We start from the raw sequence: 4773 nt of genomic DNA on the forward strand, positions 1-4773 counted from the left end.
ACGGGTGCGCGGTACACCCGAGCAGAAAGACCTGCTCGCACCATGGCCCGTAACGCTTCCGAAGGACTGGCCGGCTCTCGTCAACAAGCCGCAAAGCGCCGAGGAGCTCCAGGCGCTACGCAGCAGCATTCTAAAAGGGAAGCCCTACGGCGGTGAACGCCGCTGCGAACCACGGCCAAGCGCCTCGGACTCGACTCCTCGCTCCGCCCGCGTGGCCGCCCGAAAGGAAGCTAAACCAAGAGCCGGTTCGAAAGAATCGAACCTGTCCCGTTTAATTCGCCTGTCCCGTTTAATTCGCCCGGACGAAATCGCCGGCTCGCCACTTGTACGGGATCTACGAGCCCTCCACTACTTCTACAAGAACTCGACATTTCCTGGCCACGACCTGCGAGCGATAGCGCTGGAGTTGAGCTACTCATGGTTGCGGCACAACCCTGGGGGTGCTGGAAATAACAAGGACTATTTCCTCAGTATTGAAGGAAGTCACATACACGATCGCCTGATGAGCGGCTCTGGTAACGGTTACGGAGACGGACAACCGCTGGGTGCCGGACTGGCCCAAGCTGTTGACGGCGCGCTCAAGCGCTGCAGTTCGAGTCTCCGCGGATATATGCACGAACACGGCATGATGGCGCGCGAACTCGCGGATAATACGGCTCCCGGTGACGAGTACACTGCCATGGCTTGGAGCGTCACATCCGATCTCCTCATTACCGTGGGCGACGCGGGAGGGGGCGCGATCGATGTTTTCGGCACCATGGACGACACGGTCACTGGAGTCAAGGATCGCTACAATAAATCGATGGAGTTATATGAAAAGACCGGCGACCTGCGGGTCGCAGGAGCTCGCTTTACCGGCGTTTACAAAATAGCTGAAGCGATCGCCAATACCAATATTGATACCGGCGAGCAGCTCTTTGATTCACGGACCGACACGGTGTTGCTGCGCGTGGCACATGCATCAGAAGGAGTATCTGAATACTCAGGCGGTCTCGCCGGCCTCGGTACTCCCGTAAGTGTGCTGAGAGGTGGACGTGGAGTCGACCTGCCCGACAGTCGGAGGCCGGATCTCACCAATGATGTGCCAAGCAGAGTTGGTGCTGCTTCCAATCCGGCGCCAACGCCGGTAAAGGCAAGTCTTTTGGATATGCTTCAGCCAAGTTGCTTCCGAGCCGGAACCCCCATGTGGTGCGAAGGCGGCCATAGGCCGATTGAAGAATTGAGGGCCGGAGACGAGCTATGGGCCCGCGATGAGTCCGATCCGGGAGCGGCTTTGGAACTCAAGCCAATCCAAGAGGTGTTTGTTCGTGAGGCCCTGGTGCTGGAAATCACGGTAGCCGGGCACGTGATCGGGACGACGGCGGAGCATCCCTTCTACGCCAACGGGAAGGGCTGGAAATCCGCCGGTTCGTTGGTGGTCGGTGATCTGCTCGCCACGGCGGAAGGAGAATGGGCCCCCGTCGAATTGCTGAACCATACCGGCCTTTTCGAAACCGTGTATAATTTCCGAGTCGCAGAACATCACACCTACTTCGTCGGTCGGGCTGACTGGGGCTTCCATGTCTGGGCGCACAATGCGAAATATCGAGTCGACCAAAAGGACGGCGTCTGGCATCTGTTCGAGGAAGGCAGCACGACGCCGGTGCAGCACCCGCTCACAGGGTTGCCGACAAAATTTAAGACGCCAGGTGAGGCCAATGCGTTTCTGGAGACACTTAATGCTCCAGATAGCATCAATGGCAATAGCAAGCTCAGCACTAAGCCTCAGCATGAATACGAGATTTTCAGAACGTCCGACAAAGATGTGGTTAAGAATGGGGTTAGCGGCCAACAAATCAACCAGAATGGGACTTCACCTCGCGCAAACCAGCAAGTAAACAAATGGAACGCGGAGGAGGGCGCGGGGACTTACGATGCACGAGTGGTAAATCAAAACGTCCCTACCCGCACTGAGGTACTGCAATCAGAAGCTGCGCGATCCCAAGCATTAAAGGAAGCAGGCAATTCCATGAGCAAACACACACGCCCATAGCAGAAAAGACAGAAACGGTGGTAAACGAATCCATTTTCCCGGCGACACATTCGTGGTTTGCTGCGGAAGGCATGGAAGACGGCAAGCCATGTATGTTCCGCGGGCGCGAGATTCCTTCGGGACTCGTTGGTGATATCTCGTTGCCCCATATTTTTGTGATTGCGCTTCCATATCCAATCACCGATCCTACGGGCCTTCCAACGGGTGCGCAATACAATGAAATCGAGGCGTTCGAACGCCGCTGTATTGATCGAGTTGAAGAGGACCGTCTCGGCATCTTGACTTTCGTCAGGACCTTCAATGGCACGATCCGGTACTTCTTATATGTCTCCGACATTAATGTCGTGTCGCAAGCAATTGAGGCAGACGTGAATTCCGTTGGCGCGCACGTGGCCGCTGGTGACGATTCTGAGTGGCGCGAGTTCAAAGCATTTCTGCGAGGGATGCGATAGCTCAGGGTGTAGCGTCCCAGCGATTCTTTCGTGGTCGTTTGTTCATCGTCGCGGACGGCAAGATAGGGGGACGAGGAAAAGTGCGGCCAGGAATGGGCTGAGGAGTCCGGATCATTTCCGGGTCGTCGGCAATGCCGATGAGCGATGGTCTTTGACAACTCAGGTCTGGTGCGCGGCGAGCGGCCCTCGTGCGCGCACCGTCGGCGCGGACGGCCCCTTTCGATGCGCCGTTCTTTGCTAGGCGACGCGCCGCAGCGTGACGATCGGCAGATGCCTTCGGCCACCGTGGAACTGGACGTCGAGTTCCAACTTCGCGCCAGGACTGCCGCGAGTCAAAGCCCACGGCTTGGCGCAGGGATCGGAAAAGGGGACATTCTACTTAGAATGGTGTTTCCGCGGTCTTCCCCGCGGTCGATTCGAGCGCCAAGTCTTCGGACCGTGGCAATGGTCCATCCCTGGCTGAGGGCAAACAAAGGGGTCGGGAGTCGTTTAGGCAAACAAAGGGTTCGGGCAAACAAAGGGGTCGGGAGTCGTTTAGGCAAACAAAGGGGTCGGGAGTCGTTTAGGCAAACAAAGGGGTCGGGAGTCGTTTATTGAGGTTTCGCGTCCTTGCGCGGACGACCACGGGGATGGAGGCTTGATTCCAAGCCCAACCGGACCGCGGTAGATCGAATCCAGTGCTCGCTTCCGTAGGGCCGGCCGCGCCGCACGCAACGACGGACGGCCTCGAGTTCGGGGGAGAAAAGGGGACATGCTACTTTGGTGAGTGTTTTCGCGGCCGACCTCGGGGGCGAAGGGTGGATTCGAGGCTGAGCCTTGCGGCGGTGGCGGCGGGGCCTGTACTGATTTTTGTGTCAGCCGGCGTTGGAACGTGATTTGCTTACGTGGGCAGGCGTCCCTCGAAGAGAATGGCGAAGTGGTTGAGCGCCTGTTTCCATTGACGGATCGGCATGGTCCATTTTCGCGAGGCTTCCCGAATAGCCATGAAGATGATCTTCAGGGCCGATTCTTCGTTGGGATAGATCTTTCGGTTGCGGGTGAACTTGCGAATCGCGCTGTTGACGCTTTCGATCGCGTTGGTCGTGTAAATCGCTCGGCGGATCGCCGGGGGATAGTCGAACAACGTGATGATGTCGGTCCATTTGGCGCGCCACGTCTTGGCGATCGTCGGATATTTTTCACCCCAGGCTTGAGCGAAAGCCTCCAAGGCGGCCTCGGCTTCGACGACGGTCGCCGCCCCGTAGATCTTCTTCAGGTCGGCCGCCACGGGCTTGCCGTCGTCCGTGGTCACGTAGCGCAAGGCGGCCCGCACCAGGTGCACGAGACACAGCTGCACTTTGGCGCGAGGATAAGCGGCCCGAATCGCCTCGGGAAAGCCGGTCAAGCCGTCGACGCACGTCACAAAGATATCGGCCAAGCCGCGGTTGCTCAGGTCCGTCAGGCAGTTGAGCCAGAACTTGGCTCCCTCGTTCTGGCCCAGCCACAATCCCAGGAGTTCCTTGTGTCCGTCGAGATTCACGCCCAAGGCGACGTAGACGGTTCGCTGCGCCACGCGACCATCGTCGTTGCGGGCGTGGACGACGATGCCGTCGAAGTACACGATCGGCCACACGGCCTCGATCGCCCGTGTCCGCCAGGTCGTCACCTCCGCATCCAGATCGGCCGTAATCTCCGAGATCAGCGTGGCCGAGACCTCGACGCCGTACAGTTGTTGAACGACATCCTGGATGTCGCGGGTGGTCATTCCTTTGGCGTACAGAGCCAGGATCTTCTCGTCGAAACCGGGCACCCGCCGCTGGTGCTTGCCGATCAACTGCGGTTCAAACGTTCCGGCGCGATCGCGCGGGATTGCCAGCGTCACTTCCCCCAGGTCGCCTTGCACCGTCTTGGGCGAGTGACCGTTGCGCCGATTGGAAAGACCTTCTTTCGGCCGCTTCTCAGGCTCGGTCGTCGGCGACACCTCGCTCGACGGCGGCTCGGCCTGGGGCGACCCTTTGCGGCCCAAGTGGACGTCCAGCTCGCTGCTGAGCATCCGCTCCAGCGCCGACTTCATCATCAACCGCATGAAGCCGTTTAGCTCTTCCGCCGTGCTCGCCCGGCCGGCGAACTCCTTGGCCAACTCCTCCGCTCGTGCTTGCAATGACGCGTCCATGCATCAACTCCTTTGGCAGAATAACACTCAAAAACTAGCTAGTGCCCCATCCACGCTAAATATTGAGGTTGGCGAAACCGAAGATTTCGACGACGCTTGCCGGCACAAGGAGGTGTCGCATGTACAAGAAGTATATC

Annotated in this window: 3 protein-coding genes; 2 read left to right on the forward strand and 1 reads right to left on the reverse strand. The window is 58.7% G+C overall.

What is annotated here, in order from left to right; all coding sequences use genetic code 11:
- Together SGJ19_27985 and SGJ19_27990 are read left to right on the forward strand one after the other, a co-directional pair.
- A partial coding sequence (locus SGJ19_27985) for a polymorphic toxin-type HINT domain-containing protein (protein MDZ4784106.1) occupies window positions 1–2032 on the forward strand: 2032 nt, incomplete at its 5' end.
- Between the two features lie 17 nt (window positions 2033–2049).
- Window positions 2050–2484: a DUF695 domain-containing protein gene (locus SGJ19_27990; protein MDZ4784107.1), complete on the forward strand. Its 435-nt coding sequence runs from the start codon at window positions 2050–2052 to the stop codon at window positions 2482–2484.
- Window positions 2485–3364: 880 nt separating this feature from the next.
- Here the strand turns inward: SGJ19_27990 and SGJ19_27995 are convergent.
- Window positions 3365–4636 (reverse strand): IS256 family transposase, encoded by a 1272-nt coding sequence (locus SGJ19_27995; GenBank protein ID MDZ4784108.1) that lies wholly within the window; start codon window positions 4634–4636, stop codon window positions 3365–3367.
- Window positions 4637–4773 lie beyond the last annotated feature (137 nt).

It is taken from the genome of Planctomycetia bacterium (assembly GCA_034440135.1).
In the GTDB taxonomy this organism is placed as follows: domain Bacteria; phylum Planctomycetota; class Planctomycetia; order Pirellulales; family JALHLM01; genus JALHLM01.

Coding starts and splice junctions, on each gene's coding strand:
- SGJ19_27995 (MDZ4784108.1), bottom strand. CDS start 4,636: ATGGACGCGTCATTGCAAGCACGAGCGGAGGAGTTGGCCAAGGAGTTC.